General features: G+C 69.5%; 16 protein-coding genes. 7 read left to right on the top strand and 9 right to left on the bottom strand.

Features of this window, described 5'->3' with window-relative positions; genetic code table 11:
- Positions 1 to 45: 45 nt before the first annotated feature.
- Genes ACLJO0_RS05855 through clpS form a run of 3 tightly spaced genes read right to left on the bottom strand, consistent with a single transcriptional unit; the run spans position 46 to position 1,888 of the window.
- Positions 46 to 1,038 (bottom strand): P1 family peptidase, encoded by a 993-nt coding sequence (locus tag ACLJO0_RS05855; RefSeq protein WP_410576863.1) that lies wholly within the window; start codon positions 1,036 to 1,038, stop codon positions 46 to 48.
- On the bottom strand, positions 1,035 to 1,592 hold the full coding sequence (locus ACLJO0_RS05850; RefSeq protein WP_125799613.1) for a DUF2017 domain-containing protein: 558 nt from the start codon (positions 1,590 to 1,592) through the stop codon (positions 1,035 to 1,037). Before ACLJO0_RS05850 ends, ACLJO0_RS05855 begins: the two co-directional genes overlap by 4 nt.
- Positions 1,589 to 1,888 (bottom strand): ATP-dependent Clp protease adapter ClpS, encoded by a 300-nt coding sequence (clpS, locus tag ACLJO0_RS05845; protein ID WP_005165655.1) that lies wholly within the window; start codon positions 1,886 to 1,888, stop codon positions 1,589 to 1,591. Before clpS ends, ACLJO0_RS05850 begins: the two co-directional genes overlap by 4 nt.
- Before the next feature lie 74 nt (positions 1,889 to 1,962).
- Here clpS and ACLJO0_RS05840 point away from each other — a divergent pair, with 74 nt between their 5' ends.
- The 3 genes from ACLJO0_RS05840 to ACLJO0_RS05830 are packed head-to-tail and all read left to right on the top strand — an operon-like array spanning position 1,963 to position 4,513.
- Positions 1,963 to 3,267 (top strand): nicotinate phosphoribosyltransferase, encoded by a 1,305-nt coding sequence (locus tag ACLJO0_RS05840; protein ID WP_410576862.1) that lies wholly within the window; start codon positions 1,963 to 1,965, stop codon positions 3,265 to 3,267.
- A 20-nt stretch (positions 3,268 to 3,287) separates the two neighbouring features.
- Positions 3,288 to 3,863, top strand: coding sequence for a nicotinamidase (locus ACLJO0_RS05835; RefSeq protein ID WP_125673754.1), 576 nt, complete (start codon positions 3,288 to 3,290; stop codon positions 3,861 to 3,863).
- Positions 3,860 to 4,513, top strand: a complete 654-nt coding sequence (locus tag ACLJO0_RS05830) for a bifunctional 4-hydroxy-2-oxoglutarate aldolase/2-dehydro-3-deoxy-phosphogluconate aldolase (protein WP_410576861.1) — start codon at positions 3,860 to 3,862, stop codon at positions 4,511 to 4,513. The genes ACLJO0_RS05835 and ACLJO0_RS05830 overlap by 4 nt, the downstream gene beginning before the upstream one ends.
- Before the next feature lie 90 nt (positions 4,514 to 4,603).
- On the opposite strand, the gene ACLJO0_RS05825 is transcribed toward ACLJO0_RS05830, so the two are convergent.
- Positions 4,604 to 5,269, bottom strand: coding sequence for a choice-of-anchor P family protein (locus ACLJO0_RS05825; protein ID WP_410576860.1), 666 nt, complete (start codon positions 5,267 to 5,269; stop codon positions 4,604 to 4,606).
- 143 nt (positions 5,270 to 5,412) lie between these two features.
- On the opposite strand from ACLJO0_RS05825, the gene ACLJO0_RS05820 reads away from it, so the two are divergent.
- The 3 genes from ACLJO0_RS05820 (at position 5,413) to ACLJO0_RS05810 (ending at position 8,597) form a co-directional block, all read left to right on the top strand.
- Positions 5,413 to 6,003, top strand: a complete 591-nt coding sequence (locus tag ACLJO0_RS05820) for a biotin transporter BioY (protein WP_410576859.1) — start codon at positions 5,413 to 5,415, stop codon at positions 6,001 to 6,003.
- A 125-nt stretch (positions 6,004 to 6,128) separates the two neighbouring features.
- Complete coding sequence (locus tag ACLJO0_RS05815; protein WP_410576858.1) at positions 6,129 to 8,186, top strand: ATP-dependent DNA helicase; 2,058 nt, start codon at positions 6,129 to 6,131, stop codon at positions 8,184 to 8,186.
- Positions 8,187 to 8,243: 57 nt separating this feature from the next.
- A complete protein-coding gene (locus ACLJO0_RS05810) occupies positions 8,244 to 8,597 on the top strand; it encodes a hypothetical protein (RefSeq protein WP_007028272.1) in 354 nt (117 codons plus the stop codon).
- A 72-nt stretch (positions 8,598 to 8,669) separates the two neighbouring features.
- Here ACLJO0_RS05810 and ACLJO0_RS05805 read toward each other — a convergent pair whose 3' ends face one another.
- From ACLJO0_RS05805 to ctaD, 5 genes are all read right to left on the bottom strand, one after another.
- Complete coding sequence (locus tag ACLJO0_RS05805; RefSeq protein ID WP_125792220.1) at positions 8,670 to 9,074, bottom strand: OsmC family protein; 405 nt, start codon at positions 9,072 to 9,074, stop codon at positions 8,670 to 8,672.
- A gap of 11 nt (positions 9,075 to 9,085) precedes the next feature.
- The gene (locus ACLJO0_RS05800; protein ID WP_410576857.1) at positions 9,086 to 10,837 is read right to left on the bottom strand and encodes a serine/threonine-protein kinase; all 1,752 of its coding nucleotides are present in this window, start codon (positions 10,835 to 10,837) and stop codon (positions 9,086 to 9,088) included.
- Between the two features lie 17 nt (positions 10,838 to 10,854).
- Positions 10,855 to 11,613, bottom strand: a complete 759-nt coding sequence (locus tag ACLJO0_RS05795) for a peptidyl-tRNA hydrolase (RefSeq protein ID WP_410576856.1) — start codon at positions 11,611 to 11,613, stop codon at positions 10,855 to 10,857.
- The gene (gene serB, locus ACLJO0_RS05790; protein WP_410576855.1) at positions 11,610 to 12,839 is read right to left on the bottom strand and encodes a phosphoserine phosphatase SerB; all 1,230 of its coding nucleotides are present in this window, start codon (positions 12,837 to 12,839) and stop codon (positions 11,610 to 11,612) included. The genes ACLJO0_RS05795 and serB overlap by 4 nt, the downstream gene beginning before the upstream one ends.
- A gap of 87 nt (positions 12,840 to 12,926) precedes the next feature.
- Positions 12,927 to 14,705 carry a cytochrome c oxidase subunit I gene (gene ctaD, locus ACLJO0_RS05785; RefSeq protein WP_034308844.1) on the bottom strand — a complete coding sequence of 593 codons (1,779 nt, stop codon included), beginning with the start codon at positions 14,703 to 14,705 and terminating at the stop codon, positions 12,927 to 12,929.
- Between the two features lie 136 nt (positions 14,706 to 14,841).
- On the opposite strand from ctaD, the gene ACLJO0_RS05780 reads away from it, so the two are divergent.
- Positions 14,842 to 15,711 carry a phosphotransferase gene (locus ACLJO0_RS05780; protein ID WP_410576854.1) on the top strand — a complete coding sequence of 290 codons (870 nt, stop codon included), beginning with the start codon at positions 14,842 to 14,844 and terminating at the stop codon, positions 15,709 to 15,711.
- The last annotated feature ends 9 nt before the right edge of the window (positions 15,712 to 15,720 follow it).

The following is a 15,720-nucleotide window of genomic DNA, read 5'->3' as shown; positions in this document are numbered from 1 at the left end:
GGCGGGTCCATACTCTGAGATTGCCGCCACTCGGACCACGCCCGGTCAGGAGAAGGCTTCGGGCCAGACGTCGCGGTACGCGCGCATATCCCCGGCGGAAGTGGCGTTGAGCACGCCGTGCACCATCGCCCGCCCGAACACCCGGGCGGCCGCCGAGCAGAGCGTGTCCAGCACCATCGCGCGCCGGGTCGCCGCGACGGGCCCGGCGCCACCGGGCAGCTCCCGGTCACCGGTCGCCAGCGCGAACACCGTGTCGCCGTCGAACATCGTGTGCGCCGGGCGGACAGCCCTGGCGAGACCGTCTTGCGCGGCCACCGCGAGCCGCCGCGCCTCCGCCTTGGACAGCGCCGCGTCGACCGCGACCACGCCGATGGTCGTGTTGAGCCCCGACGCCTTCGCCTCGACGTCGCCGGGCCGGTCGGGCCAGCGGACGCCGAATTCGCCGTCGACCTCGTGATCCGCCGCGAACGCGCGGCCGGTCGAGAGGTCGACGGCCTCGCCGGCGGCGTTCACGGCGGCGACGACGCCGACGGTGAACTCCCCGACCTTCTCCGAGGCGGTCCCGATCCCACCCTTGAGTGATCCCGCCTTCGCCCCGGCGCCCGCACCGACGGTCCCCAGCCCGACTGGGCCGGCGACAGCCGCTTCACAGGCCGCATAACCGAAAGAGGCGTCCGGCCGGTTTCCCCAGTCACCGCGGGGCAGGTCGAACAGGACCGCGGCGGGCACGATCGGCACCACCTCGTGCGGTTCGGTCCCGACCGGGATGCCCAGGTTCCGCTCGGCGAGCCAGCGCATGACGCCGTCCGCCGCGGCCAGGCCGTACGCGCTCCCGCCGGACAGGCAGATCGCGTTGACGTGCTGGACCAGGTTCTCCGGCTCCAGCAGGTTGGTCTCGCGGGTGCCGGGCGCGCCGCCGCGCTGGTCGACGGCTCCGACGGCGCCGCCGGGCACCAGCACGACCGTCGTCCCGGTCGCCCAGCCGTCGCCGACCCGCTCGTGATGCCCGACCAGCACCCCCGGCACGTCGGTGATCATGACGTCAGCGACTGGATGAGGGTCTCCTGCACCCAGGTCAGCCAGTGGTAGACGCCCAGATGCGGCGCACGCGGATCGTCCTCGGGCAGCTCGTCGGGCATGTCGTCGGTGACGTCGAGCGCCGTGCCCAGCGCGAGCCGGACATCGTTGAGCGCGCCGAGCCAAGCGTCGGCCTGCTCGAAGGTCAGCCGCACGTTCCCGCCGTCACGCGGCAGCGTGTCCAGCACGATCTTGGCGACGCCGACCTTCTTGTCCAGCAGTTCGGGCTCGTGGATCGACCGCATCGCGGCGGCCGAGTCGATGTCCTCGCGGGTCGGGTTGTCCGGGTCGAGCTTGTGGAAGTCCGGCAGCAACCGGGAAAGCACCGGATCGTCCGGCGATTCGGTCGGGCCCATCCGGATGCCGGTCAGCTCGGCCAGCTCGTCCTGCGGCGCCTCCTCGGCACGCGCGGTGAGCATGTCCTCCAGCTGGCTGACCAGACCGCGCAGAACCGCGGCCTCCTGCTGCTCGAACCCGGCGACGATGGTCTCGCCCTTACGGCGCCATCCGTTCATGAAGGCTGCTCCATCGTCGCCCAGAGACCGGCGGCGTGGAGTTTCGCGACGTCGGTCTCCACCTTCTCCTTGGAACCGGAGGACACGATCGCCTTGCCCTTCTGGTGTACGTCGAGCATCAGCTTCGTCGCGTGGTCCCGGCTGTAACCGAACAGCTTCTGGAACACGTACGTCACGTACGACATGAGGTTCACCGGATCGTTCCAGACGACCGTCCGCCAGGGTTTGTCCTCAGAGACGACCTCTACTCCCTGTGGATCAACCTGCGTCTGCTCGGATGCGACAGGCGTGGACATGCACTCCATGGTGTCACGGGCCCGTTCCGGTATGGGCTGGCAGGTCCGGCCATGTGGGTGAATAGGCTGGTGCCATGGGTTTCCCCGAGGCGGCCACTGGCGCCAGCACCGCGCTGCTCACCGACCACTACGAGCTGACCATGCTGGCCAGCGCCCTGTCCGACGGGACCGCGGACCGGCCGTGCGTCTTCGAGGTCTTCGCACGTCGTCTGCCGGACGGTCGCCGCTACGGCGTCGTCGCGGGCACCGGGCGGGTCCTCGACTCGATCGCGGACTTCCGGTTCACCGATGCCGAGCTGAGTCAGCTGGAAGCGACGGCCGTCGTCGACGACGCCACACTTTCGTGGCTAGCGGACTACTCCTTCTCGGGGAACATCACCGGTTACCCCGAGGGCGAGCTCTACTTCCCCGGCTCCCCGATCCTGACCGTCACCGGCTCCTTCGGCGAGGCCGTCGTGCTGGAGACGCTGATCCTCTCGATCCTCAACCACGACAGCGCGATCGCGTCCGCGGCGGCACGGATGTCGGGTGCCGCGCACGGCAGGCCGATCATCGAGATGGGCGGGCGCCGCACGCACGAGTACGCCGCCGTCGCCGCCGCGCGGGCCTCGTACCTCGCCGGCTTCGCCACGACCTCCAACCTCGAAGCGGGCCGCCGTTACGGCATCCCGACCCGGGGCACCGTCGCGCACGCGTTCATGTTGCTGCACGACAGCGAAGAGGCGGCGTTCCGCGCGCAGGTGGACAAGATGGGCGCCGACACCACCCTCCTGGTGGACACCTACGACATCACCAAGGGCATCGAAACGGCCGTCCGGGTGGCCGGGACCGAACTGGGCGCGATCCGCATCGACTCCGGCGACGTGGGCCCGCTGGCGCGCAAGGCCCGCGAGCAACTGGACGCCCTCGGCGCCAAGGACACCCGCATCGTCGTGTCCGGCGACCTCGACGAACACGCCATCGCGGCGCTCCGCGCGGAACCCGTCGACGCGTACGGCGTCGGGACCTCGGTCGTCACCGGTTCCGGCGCGCCGACCGCCGGGATGGTCTACAAGCTCGTCGAGGTCGACGGCAGGCCGGTCGCCAAGCGCAGCGCGCACAAGGAGTCGCGCGGCGGCAGGAAATCCGCGCTGCGACGGCACCGCGAAACCGGCACCGCCGTCGAAGAGGTGATCTGGACAGCCGCCTCGGCGATACCAGAACGGGGACCGAACGACCACGAATTGCAGATTCCGCTGGTCCGGGACGGCCGGACGGTGGATGATCTGCCCACGCTGGACGACGCGCGCCAGCGGCTTCGGCGGGCGTTGGTGAGCCTTCCGTGGGAAGGCCTCAAGCTCTCGCACGGGGAGCCCGCCATCCCGACCGTATTCGTCTAAAGAGAACTCAGGAGCATCACATGGGGACCGCCTTGATCGTGGTCGACGTGCAGAACGACTTCTGCGAAGGCGGGTCGCTCGGCCTGCCGGGTGGCGCCGCCGCCGCCGAAGCGATCTCCAAGCAGGCAGCGGAAGGCGGCTACGCGCACGTCGTCGCCACCCGCGACTACCACATCGATCCGGGCGACCACTTCAGCGAGACGCCGGACTTCAAGGACAGCTGGCCGCGTCACTGCGTCGCCGGCACCTCCGGCGCGTCGTTCCACCCCGCGCTCGACGTGGTCCCGATCCGCGAGGTCTTCTCCAAGGGCGAGTACACCGCCGCGTACTCCGGTTTCGAGGGCAACGCGCGCGACGGCAAGACGCTCGACGCGTGGCTGAAGGAGCACGACGTCACCGAGGTCGACGTCGTCGGCATCGCGACCGACTTCTGTGTCCGCGCGACGGCGCTCGACGCGGCGAAGGCGGGCTTCAAGGTCCGGGTGCTGCTGGACCTCACGGTCGGCGGCTCGCAGCCGACCGTCGACGCCGCGCTCAAGGACTTCGACGAGGCGGGCGTGACCTACACCGGGAAGGCGCCGGTCCCCGCCGCATGATCCAGCACGACCTCCAGGACACCCTGATCGAAAACCGGCTCGTCGCGATCCTGCGGGCCGCGGACGCGAGCCGGTTCGCCGACGCCGCCACGGTGCTGCACGCCGCCGGGGTGCGAGTGCTCGAAGCGGCGTTGACCACGCCGGGTGCCACCGACGCCATCAAGACCATCCGCAAGAAGCTCGGCGACGACGCGTACATCGGCGCCGGGAGCGTGCGCGAGGTGTCCGATGTGGACAAGTCGGCGGACGCGGGCGCGACCTTCCTGGTCACGCCCACGGTGAATCCGCTGGTCATGGAGCGCGCGCACGAACGCGGGCTGCCCGTGATCTGCGGCGCGCTGACGCCGACCGAGATCGACCAGGCGTGGCGTCTCGGCGCGGCGGCGGTGAAGGTGTTCCCGATCGCGGCCGTCGGCGGGATCGCCTACCTGCGGGCGATCCGGGCGCCGATGCCGGACATCCCGCTGGTGCCGACCGGTGGCGTCCACCTCGCCGACGTCGGGAAGTACCTCGATGCGGGTTCGATCGCCGTCGCCGCCGCGACGCCGCTTCTCGGTGACGCGCTCACCTCGAGCGGGTCACTGACGGACCTGGCCACCCGGGCGAGTGAGTTCGTGGCCGCGGCCGCGAAGTACGTCTCACGCCTCTAACCCACGCTTCCGCCCACGCTCCCACCCGTCCGCAATTCGTCACCTACTTGCGATCTCGATCTCCGCAAGTAGGTGACGAATTGCGGGGGGTCAGGGCTTCTTCTTGCCGTACGGGTCGCAGCGCGCGGTCCCGAGGTAGATGTCGCCCTTCGCCGGGCCGCCACCCTGCGGGAACAGCTTGATGTGCAGCATGTGCGTCACGAGGCTCCCGTCGGGCGGCGTCGGCGTGACGGTCTCGTTGACCGTCAGCGACGCCAGCGCCGTCCCGCCCTTGCCGCCGGCGATGGTCAGCCGGTAGTTCTGCGGGATGTTCTCCGGCAGCGTGAACCCGGAGACGTCGCCGAACTCGATGTAGCCAAGGCTGCCGTCCTTGGTGGTGCTGCACTTCGCCATGAACGTGCGGACCTTGATCACCGGGCCACCGAACCGTTTGAGCAGCGTGGTCTCGAATCGCCGCCCGGCCGCCTCGCCGATGGCCACCGCACCGTTCCGCCCGCAGCGCGACTCCCCGCCGCCGAACCGGGCGAAGTCGCCGGTGGCGCCGCCCTTGGTCGTCGCGGTCAAGGGACCGTCGACGTCGCACGGCGCCAGCTCGCCGGTGACCACGTGCTCGTCGCCGATCTCCACGTCGAGCGAACCGACCGACGCGGCCGCCGTCGCGGGCGCGGGCTCGGCCGACGCGATCGCCGGTCCTCCCGTCACCAGCGCCCCGGTCAGCAGCGTCACCGACAACAGCCTCGAAACGGGTTTCTTCATGTCCGGCAGCCTCCACCAACTGCCTTTCCCGTGCAGGGTCATGCCACCCGGTCGAGTGGATCGTGAGGTGCCCGACATTCGGTCCGCCGCCCGCCGTCTGGCGTTAACCTCGGTTCACATTCGTGTACTCATAGGAGGTCTGAGTGTCTTCGCTGTCCGTGGCCGGCCCCCGTCCGGTCCTCGCCGACCTCGTTCCCGGCGCCCTCGTCCGCGACGCGGTCCTGGTCGCCGGTGGTGCCGCCCTGACCGGCGCGGCCGCGCAGATCCTGCTCCCGGTGCCCGGCTCGCCGGTGCCGATGACCGGCCAGACGTTCGCCGCCCTGCTGGTCGGTGCCGCGCTCGGCTGGAAGCGCGGTGCGCTGTCGATGGCGCTGTACCTGGCCGTCGGCGCGGCCGGCTTCGGCTGGTTCCAGAACGGTTCTTCGGGCCTGTTCGGCGCCAGCGCCGGCTACATCGTCGGGTTCGTCTTCGCCGGCGCCCTGGTGGGCGCGCTCGCCGGCCGCGGCGGCGACCGCACGCCGCTGCGCATGGCCGGGACGATGGTGCTGGGCAACCTCGCCATCTACTCGGTCGGGGTGCCGTGGCTGATGGCGTCGACGGGCTTCAGCCTGTCGACCGCGCTCGAAAAGGGTGTCGTGCCGTTCCTGATCGGTGACGCGCTGAAGATCGCCGTCGCGGCCGCGCTGCTTCCGGGCACCTGGGCGTTGGTCTCGCGCTTCCGTAAGGAGTCGTGACCGGTCCTTTCACGGCCCCACGAGCTGCCATGAAAGGTCCTTTCCTTGCAAATTTTGCCAGGAAAGGACCTTTCATTGCACGGGGCGGACGATCTTGACGGTGCCCCCGGCTATCGTCTTGTCCCGTGCCTTCCCGTGCTGACTTCCCCGGTGTCCTCGAACTCCTGACCCACGCGGTCGAGTCCGTGGGCGGTGCCGAGCGCGAGGGCCAGGTGCAGATGGCGGACGCCGTCGGCCGGGCCATCCGCACCGGCGAGCACCTGGCCGTCCAGGCGGGCACGGGCACCGGGAAGTCGTTGGCCTACCTCGTTCCCGCGATCCGGCACGCGGTCGAGAAGGAGGCCACGGTCGTGGTTTCCACGGCCACCATCGCCCTGCAGCGCCAGCTGGTCGACCGAGACCTCCCCCGGCTGGCGAAGGCGCTGAAGAAGCCCCTCGGCCGCGAGCCCACCTTCGCGATCCTCAAGGGCCGCCGTAACTACCTCTGCCTCCACCGGCTCGATTCCGGCGCCCCGGACGAGCCGGAAGACCAGCAGTTGTTCGACCCGTTCGCCGTGTCCCGGCTCGGCAAGGAGGTCACGCGGCTGCGGGAATGGTCGTCCGACACCGAAACCGGCGACCGCGACGAGCTGGTCCCCGGCGTGTCGGATCAGGCGTGGCGGCAAGTGTCCGTCACGGCCAAGGAATGTTTGGGCGCCTCGCGCTGCCCCATCGGCACGGACTGCTTCGCGGAACGGTCCCGCGCCGAGGCGGGCAAGGCGGATGTCGTGGTCACCAACCACGCGCTGCTGGCGATCGACGCGCTGCAGGGCTACCAGGTGCTCCCCGAACACGATCTCGTGATCATCGACGAGGCGCACGACCTCGTGGACCGCGTGACGTCCGTGGCGACCGGCGAGCTGACCAGTGGCATGGTCTCCGCCGCCGCCCGGCGCTGCGGGAAACTGGTCGACGACGAAGTGGCCGACCAGTTGCTGGAGGCGAGCGACGGGCTGGCCCTGATCCTCGACGACCTGCCGTCGGGCCGCATGGACTCGCTGCCCCAGGCCCTCACCGGCGCGATCCCCGCGGTCCGCGACGCCGCGCACCGCTGTCTCACCGCGCTCGGCAAGGACCGGAAAGAGGACGTCGACGAGGCCACGGCCCGCAAACTGGCGCGGTCGCTGCTCGAAGAGGTCCACGACACCGCGGTCCGGCTGCTCGAGGCCTTCGACGACGACAAGGCGCATCAGCGTGACGTCGTCTGGCTGACCGGGGACCGCTTCTCCACGAACCCGCGTCCGCCCGCGCTGAAGGTCGCTCCGCTCGGTGTCGCCGGTCTGTTGCGGGAGCGTGTCTTCAACCAGCACACGACCGTCCTCACGTCGGCGACGCTGACCTTGGGCGGCACGTTCGACACCATGGCCCGCCAGTGGGGCCTCCCGCCCGGTGGCGCGAGGGTGGAGAAGGCGCCTGGCGCGGCGACGGACAAAGCCGCTCCCGCGGACAGTGACGACACCGATGGCCCGAAGTGGACCGGCCTCGACGTCGGCTCCCCGTTCGACCACAAACGCAACGGCATCCTCTACCTGGCCAAGCATCTTCCGCCGCCGGGACGGGACGGATTGCAGCCCTCGACCATGGACGAGCTGGCCGAGCTGATCGAAGCCGCGGGCGGGCGCACGCTCGGCCTGTTCTCCTCGATGCGCGCGGCGAAGCAGGCCACCGAGGAGATGCGGGAGCGGCTCGACCTGCCGATCCTCTGCCAGGGCGACGATTCCACCGGTCTGCTGGTGCAGAAGTTCTCCGAGGACGCGCGCACCTGCCTGTTCGGCACGCTGTCGTTGTGGCAGGGCGTCGACGTGCCCGGTCCGTCGCTCCAGCTCGTGGTGGTCGACAGGATCCCGTTCCCCCGCCCCGACGATCCGGTCTCGTCGGCGCGGCAGCGAGCTGTGGAAGCCAGGGGCGGCAACGGTTTCCTCACCGTCGCGGCCACGCACGCCGCGCTGCTGCTCGCACAGGGCACCGGACGGCTGCACCGTTCGGTCACCGATCGCGGCGTCGTGGCGATCCTGGACTCGCGGCTGGCCACCGCCCGCTACGGCGGATTCCTGCGTGCCTCGCTGCCGCCGTTCTGGCCGACCATGGATCCGAAGGTCGCCCGCGATGCGCTGCGCCGCCTCGACGCCGCCGCCCCGGGCTGAGTGGCCTGGAACACGGCCGAGTACCGTTAACGGAACGCCGAAGACAGGGAGAGCCGGTTGTCCCACGAGTCGCCCAACGCACAATCCCGGACCGTCAGCGTCGATGACACCGGAGTGCGGCGCCAGCTCGCGGACGGAAGCGAGGAAGCCGTCACGTGGTCCGAGCTGTCCGCGGTGGTGGTCAGAGTGATCCCTGAAGGCCCGTGGAAAGAGGACGTCTTCTTCATGCTCGCGGGCGCCGACGGGAAGGGCACCGCGATCCCCAGCGGCGACCCGGCCGCCGACGCCTTGATCGAGCGGCTCCAGACGCTGCCCGGCTTCGACAACGAGAAGTTCATCGAGGCCATGACCACCGACGCCGACGAGGCGTACGTGGTCTGGAGCGCCGAAGGTCACGCCGCCAAACACTGAGCCCAAGCGCTATGAAAGGTCCTTTCCTTGCAAATTTTGCAAGGAAAGGACCTTTCATAGCATCCGGACGACCTACTCGACCGGGAAGCTCTCCGTGACCGGGACGCCCTTCTTCAATGTCCGGCTCACCGTGCACAGCCGCTCGATGGCCCGGTCCACCGCCGCCGCGAGCGCCTCGCGCTCCGAAGCGGGCAGAGAAGACACGTCGACGTCGAAAGCCACATGGACCGCGTCGAGCTCCGAAGCGCCTTCGCGCCTGTCCGCGGTCACGCCGACCCGGAACTTCGAGTCCTCGCCGATCCGGCGCGTGATGAGGTTCTCGGCGGTGACGGCCGAGCAGCCCGCCGCCGCGATCTGCAGCAGTTCGGCGGGCGAGAAGGCGCCCTCGGCGCCCTTGCGGCCGATCACGACCTCAGCGCCGCGTTCGTTGCGGCCGATGAAGCGGTGCTCGCCGTCGCGCTGGACTTCCAAGGACACGGTTTTCCCTTTCAGAGTGGCGGCAGCCTGGGGGCGATCTCGCCGGCGAGCCGTTCCGCGGCCGGGCACATCTCCTGCGGCTTCTTGACCTTGTCCGCGACGTAGATCTCCACCGTCTCGATCATGGCACGACCGTTGCCGGTGAAGGTCCGGTGCGGGATCTCGGCCTGGCAAGCCTTCCATTCGGTCGAGATCTCGACGAAGGCCTCCCGCGATCCGAGAGCGACGCGTCTGCCGTCGTCTTCGAACGGCGCCCGCTCCCGCTCGAACCGGATCGTCACCTCCGTCTCGCGATGGTTCCAGTAGCACTCCCAGTTGCCGAAGACAGGATCCGGCTTGGCCGGGCCGCCGACGATCGCCTGCGGCAGGGTCCCGCCCAGCGCGCAGGCGTCGAGGGTCCCGAGCGAACCCGCGGGGAAGGGGGCCGGACGACGTTCGAGCGGTCCGCGGTTCAGTACCCCGGCGGCGTGCGAGGCGACCGCGTCGGCGTAGTCGCAAAGGTGCGCGTGCCAGTTCTGGATATGCCGGGAATGAACCCAGATCTGGTTGCCGTCCGGCAGTTCGATGGCCCGCTGGCACTTCTCTTCGGTGTCGCTCGGCCATTCACGCACGCGCAGTTGCCCTGGCGGGGGCTTCTCCAGCATCGGCGACCCCGGGATGGTCAATTCGAGCCGGACCTCGACGATGTCCTCTTCGTCCGGGCTCAGCCTCAGCAGGACACCGCAGGCGTTGAAATTGCCGTTGGCGGTGTCGAGCCGTGGAGTCCCGAGGTCCTTCAGCACGGACGGGTCCACCAGTGCGCAGGGGTCGGCCGTGCGCGGATCGCCGACCGAGTCCATCGGGGTGGGCCCGGCCGCGATCGACGCGGGCTCCTTCGTGGCGTAGAGCAGGCCACCGGTCAGCATCAGTACCGCCGCGACGGCCGCGATCGCGACGGCACGTTTGGTCACCCGGAACCGCCGTGCCCGCACGGGAACGGCGACATCCGCGATTCCGGACAGCAGTTCGGCCGCGCGGACGGCGTCCGGACGGCCGGCGGGTTTGCGGCGCAGCAGTTCGGTCAGCACCGGCGCCAGCGGTCCCGCCCGCCGGATCGGCTCCAGGGAGTACGACGTCGCCCGCCGGAGCTGGACGAACGGCCCCACGCTCGCGTCTCCCCACACCGAAGTGCCCTCGACGGCGGCGAACAGGGTCGCGCCGAGCGAGAACACGTCCGCCGCGGCGCCCGCCTGGCGCCCTTCGGCCATTTCGGGCGCGACATAGCCGGGAGTGCCGACGTCGAGGCCGCCGCCGGTGCGGGTCACCTCCGCCCATTGCGCGATGCCGAGGTCGGTGAGTTTGGCGGTGCCGTCGTCGGCCACCAGGACGTTGCCCGGTTTGAGGTCGCGGTGGACCATGCCCTTCTCGTGCATCGCCGCGAGCGCGGCGGCGAGCTGGACGCCGATCTTCGCCACCTTGCCGGGTGAAAGCGGCCCGCCGGTGTCGATGACGTCGGCGAGGTTGCGCGAAGGCAGGTACTCCATGACGAGCCAGCGGTCGTCGCCGTCGATCACGGCGTCGAAAACGGTGACGACGTTCGGATGATGCAGGCCCGCGCCGATCCGCGCCTCGCGCCGGATCTGGCCGCTGTCCCCGGCCTGCGAACGCTTGAGGGCGACGACCCGGCCGAGATCCAGATCGGTGGCACGCCAGACCACACCCATACCCCCGGCGCCGATCCGCTCCTCCAAGCGATAGCGCCCGGCGATCAGCCGGTCACCCATATGGGGAGTATAGGAGGCTAGGCCCTTTGGGCTAGGACCGTGACGGTTCCGGGATCGACTTCGGTGAACCCGGCGTCCCGTACCGCGACGACGCCGTCGCGGCGCCACGAGCCCTCCGGATCCTCGACCGGGCACAGCGCCTTCCAGGTCGCGACCGGCGGAGTCCGCACAGAGCACCGGAACCCGGTCTCGGACCAGGCCGCCCGTTCGGCTTCGTCCAGCAGCGAGGCCAGGATCATGGTCGCGTGTCCGACCTGGGCGGCGCCCTTGCCGACGGTCATCGTGACCTCGGGGTTCAGCAGCAACCGCGGGAGACCGCCCGGCGCGGGCCCGGGCTCGTCGGCCGGGAGCTCGCTGCCGGAGATCTGCAACCGCGAGACCTCTTTCGGGGTGTCGACGACGCGGCCGGGCAGCAACGCCCGCGCCTCGGCGCCGTCCACCTCGATCGTGATGCCGGGCAGTTCCTGGACGGCCTGCCAATGCGCGCCGCGCGCACGCCGGGCGACCTTGCGGATCCGGCCGTCGACCCACGCCTTGAGCGGCTCGTGCCATTCGCCTTCGGGCTCGGCACGTTCGTCGAGACAGACCGCGACCGCGGCCGCCGCGGCGGCCTCCAGCAACGCGGTCCGCGACGGCGGTTCGGCGCGTTCCATCCGCAGGATCACCGGCATGGCACGGACCTCGGCGGGATCCTCGTCGGAGGTGTCCACCGTGTCTTCGGCAGGCAGTCCCAGCCAGTACGCGTAGCGCGCGGCCAGCGGCTCCAGCACGCTCATGGCCGCGAAAGCTCGAGCCCGTCGGCCGCGTCGGCGGCCTCGATCTCGGCCCTGGTGACCCCGAGCAGGAACAGCACGGCGTCGAGGTACGGATGCGAAAGCGCGGTGTCGGCGACCTCGCGCAGCGCGGGCTTCGCGTTGAAGGCGACACCCATTCCGGCGACCGACAGCATGTCGATGTCGTTCGCCCCGTCACCGACCGCGACGCACTGCTCCAACGAGATCTCGTACTCCTCGGCGAACCGGCGCAGCGCCACCGCCTTGCCCGCCCGGTCGACGATGTCGCCGACCACCCGGCCGGTGAGCTTGCCGTCGACCACTTCGAGTTCGTTCGCGGCGGCGAAGTCGAGGCCGAGATCGTCCACAAGGGACTGAATGATCTTGGTGAACCCACCCGAAACGACCCCGCAGCGGAACCCCATCCGCTTCAGCGTGCGGATGGTCGTGCGCGCGCCGGGGGTGAGTTCGATGGCCGCGGCGACCTCGTCGAGCACCGTCTCCGGGAGCCCTTCCAGCAGCGCGACGCGACGTTCCAGCGACTCGCCGAAGTTCAGCTCGCCGCGCATCGCGGCCTCGGTGATCTCGCGGACCTGCGGTTCGACGCCGGCGTGCGCGCCGAGCATCTCGATGACCTCGCCCTGGATGAGCGTGGAATCGACGTCGAAGACGACCAGTCGCTTGGCACGGCGGGCGAGCCCGGCCCGCTCGACCGAGATGTCGATCCCGGCCTCGACGGCGGCGTCCGCCAGCGCGGTGCGCAGCGCGGCGTCGGCCTCCGGGGTGTCCTGGGCGAGCGAGGCGTACAGCTCCAGCCCGGTGACCGGGTAGTCGGCGACACTGCGGATCGAGTCGATGTTGACGTCCAGCGCGGCGAGGCGGCGCGCGACGTCGGAGAACGCCCGCGCGGTGACCGGGCGGCCGAGCATCAGCAGGACATGCGTCGAGTCCTTCTGCCCGATGGCGAAGGGGTCGGCGCCGATGGCCGAACCGATCTTCACCTCGACTTGCATCCCGACCGACGCCATCGCCTGCTCGACGTATTCCTGCAGGCCTTCGGGGTCGCGGTACACCCCGGCGAGCACGCCGAGCACCAGCTGGCCGCGGATCACGACCTGCTCGACGTCGAGCACGTCGACGTCGTGGCGCGACAGCACGGCGAACAGCACCGAGGACACACCCGGCTTGTCGGGACCGGTCGTGGTGATGAGAACTGGTGTCTGCGTCACGGGGTCAGTCTCCCTCAGCCAGGCAATGAAAAGGCGCGTGCCTTGCCCCTGTGTGAGGCAAGGCACGCGCCGATTCCGCTTATCGGGTCACTTCTCGCTGGAGTTGTCCTTGGAGTGATCACCCGGCATGGCCGCCTCGGTGAGCACCTGGGACGGCGCGCGGTGGGTGTTGACCTTCTGCTTCCCGAAGAAGCCGATTTCACCCTCCTTGTGGATGCGCTCGACCATATGCGGGTAGTGCAGTTCGAACGCCGGCCGCTCGGACCGGATCCGCGGCAGCTCGGTGAAGTTGTGCCGCGGCGGCGGGCAGGACGTCGCCCATTCGAGCGAGTTGCCGTAGCCCCACGGGTCGTCCACCGTGACGATCTCGCCGTACCGGTAGCTCTTGAAGACGTTCCAGATGAACGGCAGCGTCGAGGCACCGAGGATGTACGCGCCGATCGTCGAGATCGTGTTCAGCGTGGTGAACCCGTCCGACTGCAGGTAGTCCGCGTACCGGCGCGGCATGCCTTCGGCACCCAGCCAGTGCTGCACGAGGAACGTGGCGTGGAAGCCGATGAACGTGGTCCAGAAGTGCCACTTGCCGAGCTTCTCGTCCATCATGCGGCCGGTGATCTTCGGGAACCAGAAGTAGATCCCGGCGAACGTGGCGAACACGATCGTGCCGTAGAGCACGTAGTGGAAGTGCGCGACGACGAAGTAGCTGTCGGACACGTGGAAGTCGATCGCCGGCGCGGCCAGCATGATGCCGGTCAGACCGCCGAAGAGGAACGTGACGATGAAGCCCATCGAGAAGATCATCGGCGTCTCGAAGGACAGCTGGCCCTTCCACATCGTGCCGATCCAGTTGAAGAACTTCACACCGGTCGGGACCGCGATCAGGAAGGTCATGAAGGAGAAGAACGGCAGCAGCACGGCGCCGGTCGCGTACATGTGGTGCGCCCACACGGCCACCGACAGCGCGGCGATCGCCAGCGTCGCCCAGACCAGGCCCTTGTAACCGAAGATCGGCTTGCGGCTGAAGACCGGGAAGATCTCCGACACGATCCCGAAGAACGGTAGCGCGACGATATAGACCTCTGGATGGCCGAAGAACCAGAACAGGTGTTGCCAGAGGATCACGCCGCCGTTCGCGGGGTCGAACACATGCGCCCCGAGATGCCGGTCCGCCAGCAGGCCCATCAGGGCCGCGGTCAGGATCGGGAACGCCAGCAGGATCAGGATGCTGGTGACCAGGATGTTCCAGGTGAAGATCGGCATCCGGTACATCGTCATACCCGGGGCGCGCAGGCAGACCACCGTGGTGATCATGTTGACGCCACCGAGGATGGTGCCGAGACCGGAGACGACCAGACCGGAGATCCACAGGTCGGCACCGACGCCGGGCGAGTGGATGGCGTCCGACAACGGGGTGTAGGCGAACCAGCCGAAGTCGGCGGCGCCACCCGGGGTCAGGAAGCCGGACATCACGATCAGGCCGCCGAAGAGGTACAGCCAGTACGAGAACGCGTTCAGCCGCGGGAAGGCGACGTCGGGCGAACCGATCTGCAGCGGCAGGATGAAGTTCGCGAAACCGAAGAGGATCGGCGTCGCGTACAGCAGCAGCATGATCGTGCCGTGCATGGTGAACAGCTGGTTGTACTGCTCCTGCGAAAGGAACTGCTGCCCGGGACGTGCCAGCTCGGAGCGGATCAGCATCGCCATCGCGCCGCCCACCATGAAGAAGGCGAACGACGTGACCAGATACATGATGCCGATTTGCTTGTGGTCCGTCGTGCGGAACAACCGCAGCAGGTACGAACCCTTAACCGACTCCCGCGCGGGATACGGGCGCGTGGCGATCGGCTTGGGGGCTACGGCCGTCACTCCTGCCTCCAACACTCAAACCTTGTGGTGGTCAATGTTCCGCCGTCGGCCGGGGTTCGAGACCCATTCCGGCGGCTAGTGGGGATCGTAGCCCTCACTACCGACAGTCGCGCGCACCGGCTGGCAAGATCGCGCCGTGACCGACGAACACACGCGTGCGGGAGTGGCCGCGGCGATCGCGGTCGGTGCTCGGCACGGGCTGCCGACCGATGCCCCCGATGTCCTGCATTTCAAGTCGAACGTGCTGGTGAGGCTGGGTCCGGTGGTGGCGCGGGTGCCCGGCACGACACGCCTCGCGCGCTCCTCCCCCGAAGACTGGCTCGCGCGCGACGTCGAGCTGTCGAGGTACCTCACGGAACGTGATGTGCTCGTCGTCTCACCGACCACGGATCCCCCGGCAGGACCACATTTCGCCGAGGGCCTCCCGGTCACTCTCTGGCACTACACGCCGCACGAACCGGGGCACACCCTGTCGCCGCGCGAGGTGGCGATCTCGCTGGCCCGGGTGCACGCCGCGCTCGCGGACTACCCCGGCGAGCTGCCCGAACTCGGGCCGGTCCGAGAACTCCGGACGTTGCTCGACCGGCACGGTTCCGTCATGGGTGGCGCGGCACCCCGGTTGCACGAAGAACTCGAACGGGTCGCGTCGGCGCTTCCGGCGGACGAGGCCCGGCCGCTGCACGGGGACGCCCATCGGGGGAACGTCATCGCGACGGCGGCCGGACCGTGCTGGCTCGACTTCGAGGACACCTGGCGCGGGCCGCTCGGCTGGGATCTCGGCGTGCTCTACGCGGAGACCGGTCCCGCGGCGCTTTCGGCGTATCCCACCGACGTGCTGCCCTCGTCGCTGGAGCCGTTCATCGCGTTGCGGCGGTTGTTCGAGGTGCCCTGGCGATTCGTGATCGCGCGGCGGTTCCCCGACCGGCTCGCCGAGGCCGAGGCCGCCCTGGAGCACTACTTCTCCCGCAATCAGTCACCTACTTGCGAAGGGCGGCCACGCAAGTAGGTGACTGAT

The organism is Amycolatopsis sp. lyj-108 (assembly GCF_046549005.1).
In the GTDB taxonomy this organism is placed as follows: Bacteria; Actinomycetota; Actinomycetes; order Mycobacteriales; family Pseudonocardiaceae; genus Amycolatopsis.
The sequence above is the reverse complement of the archived record's forward strand: the minus strand, read 5'-3'. Positions and strand labels throughout refer to the sequence as shown.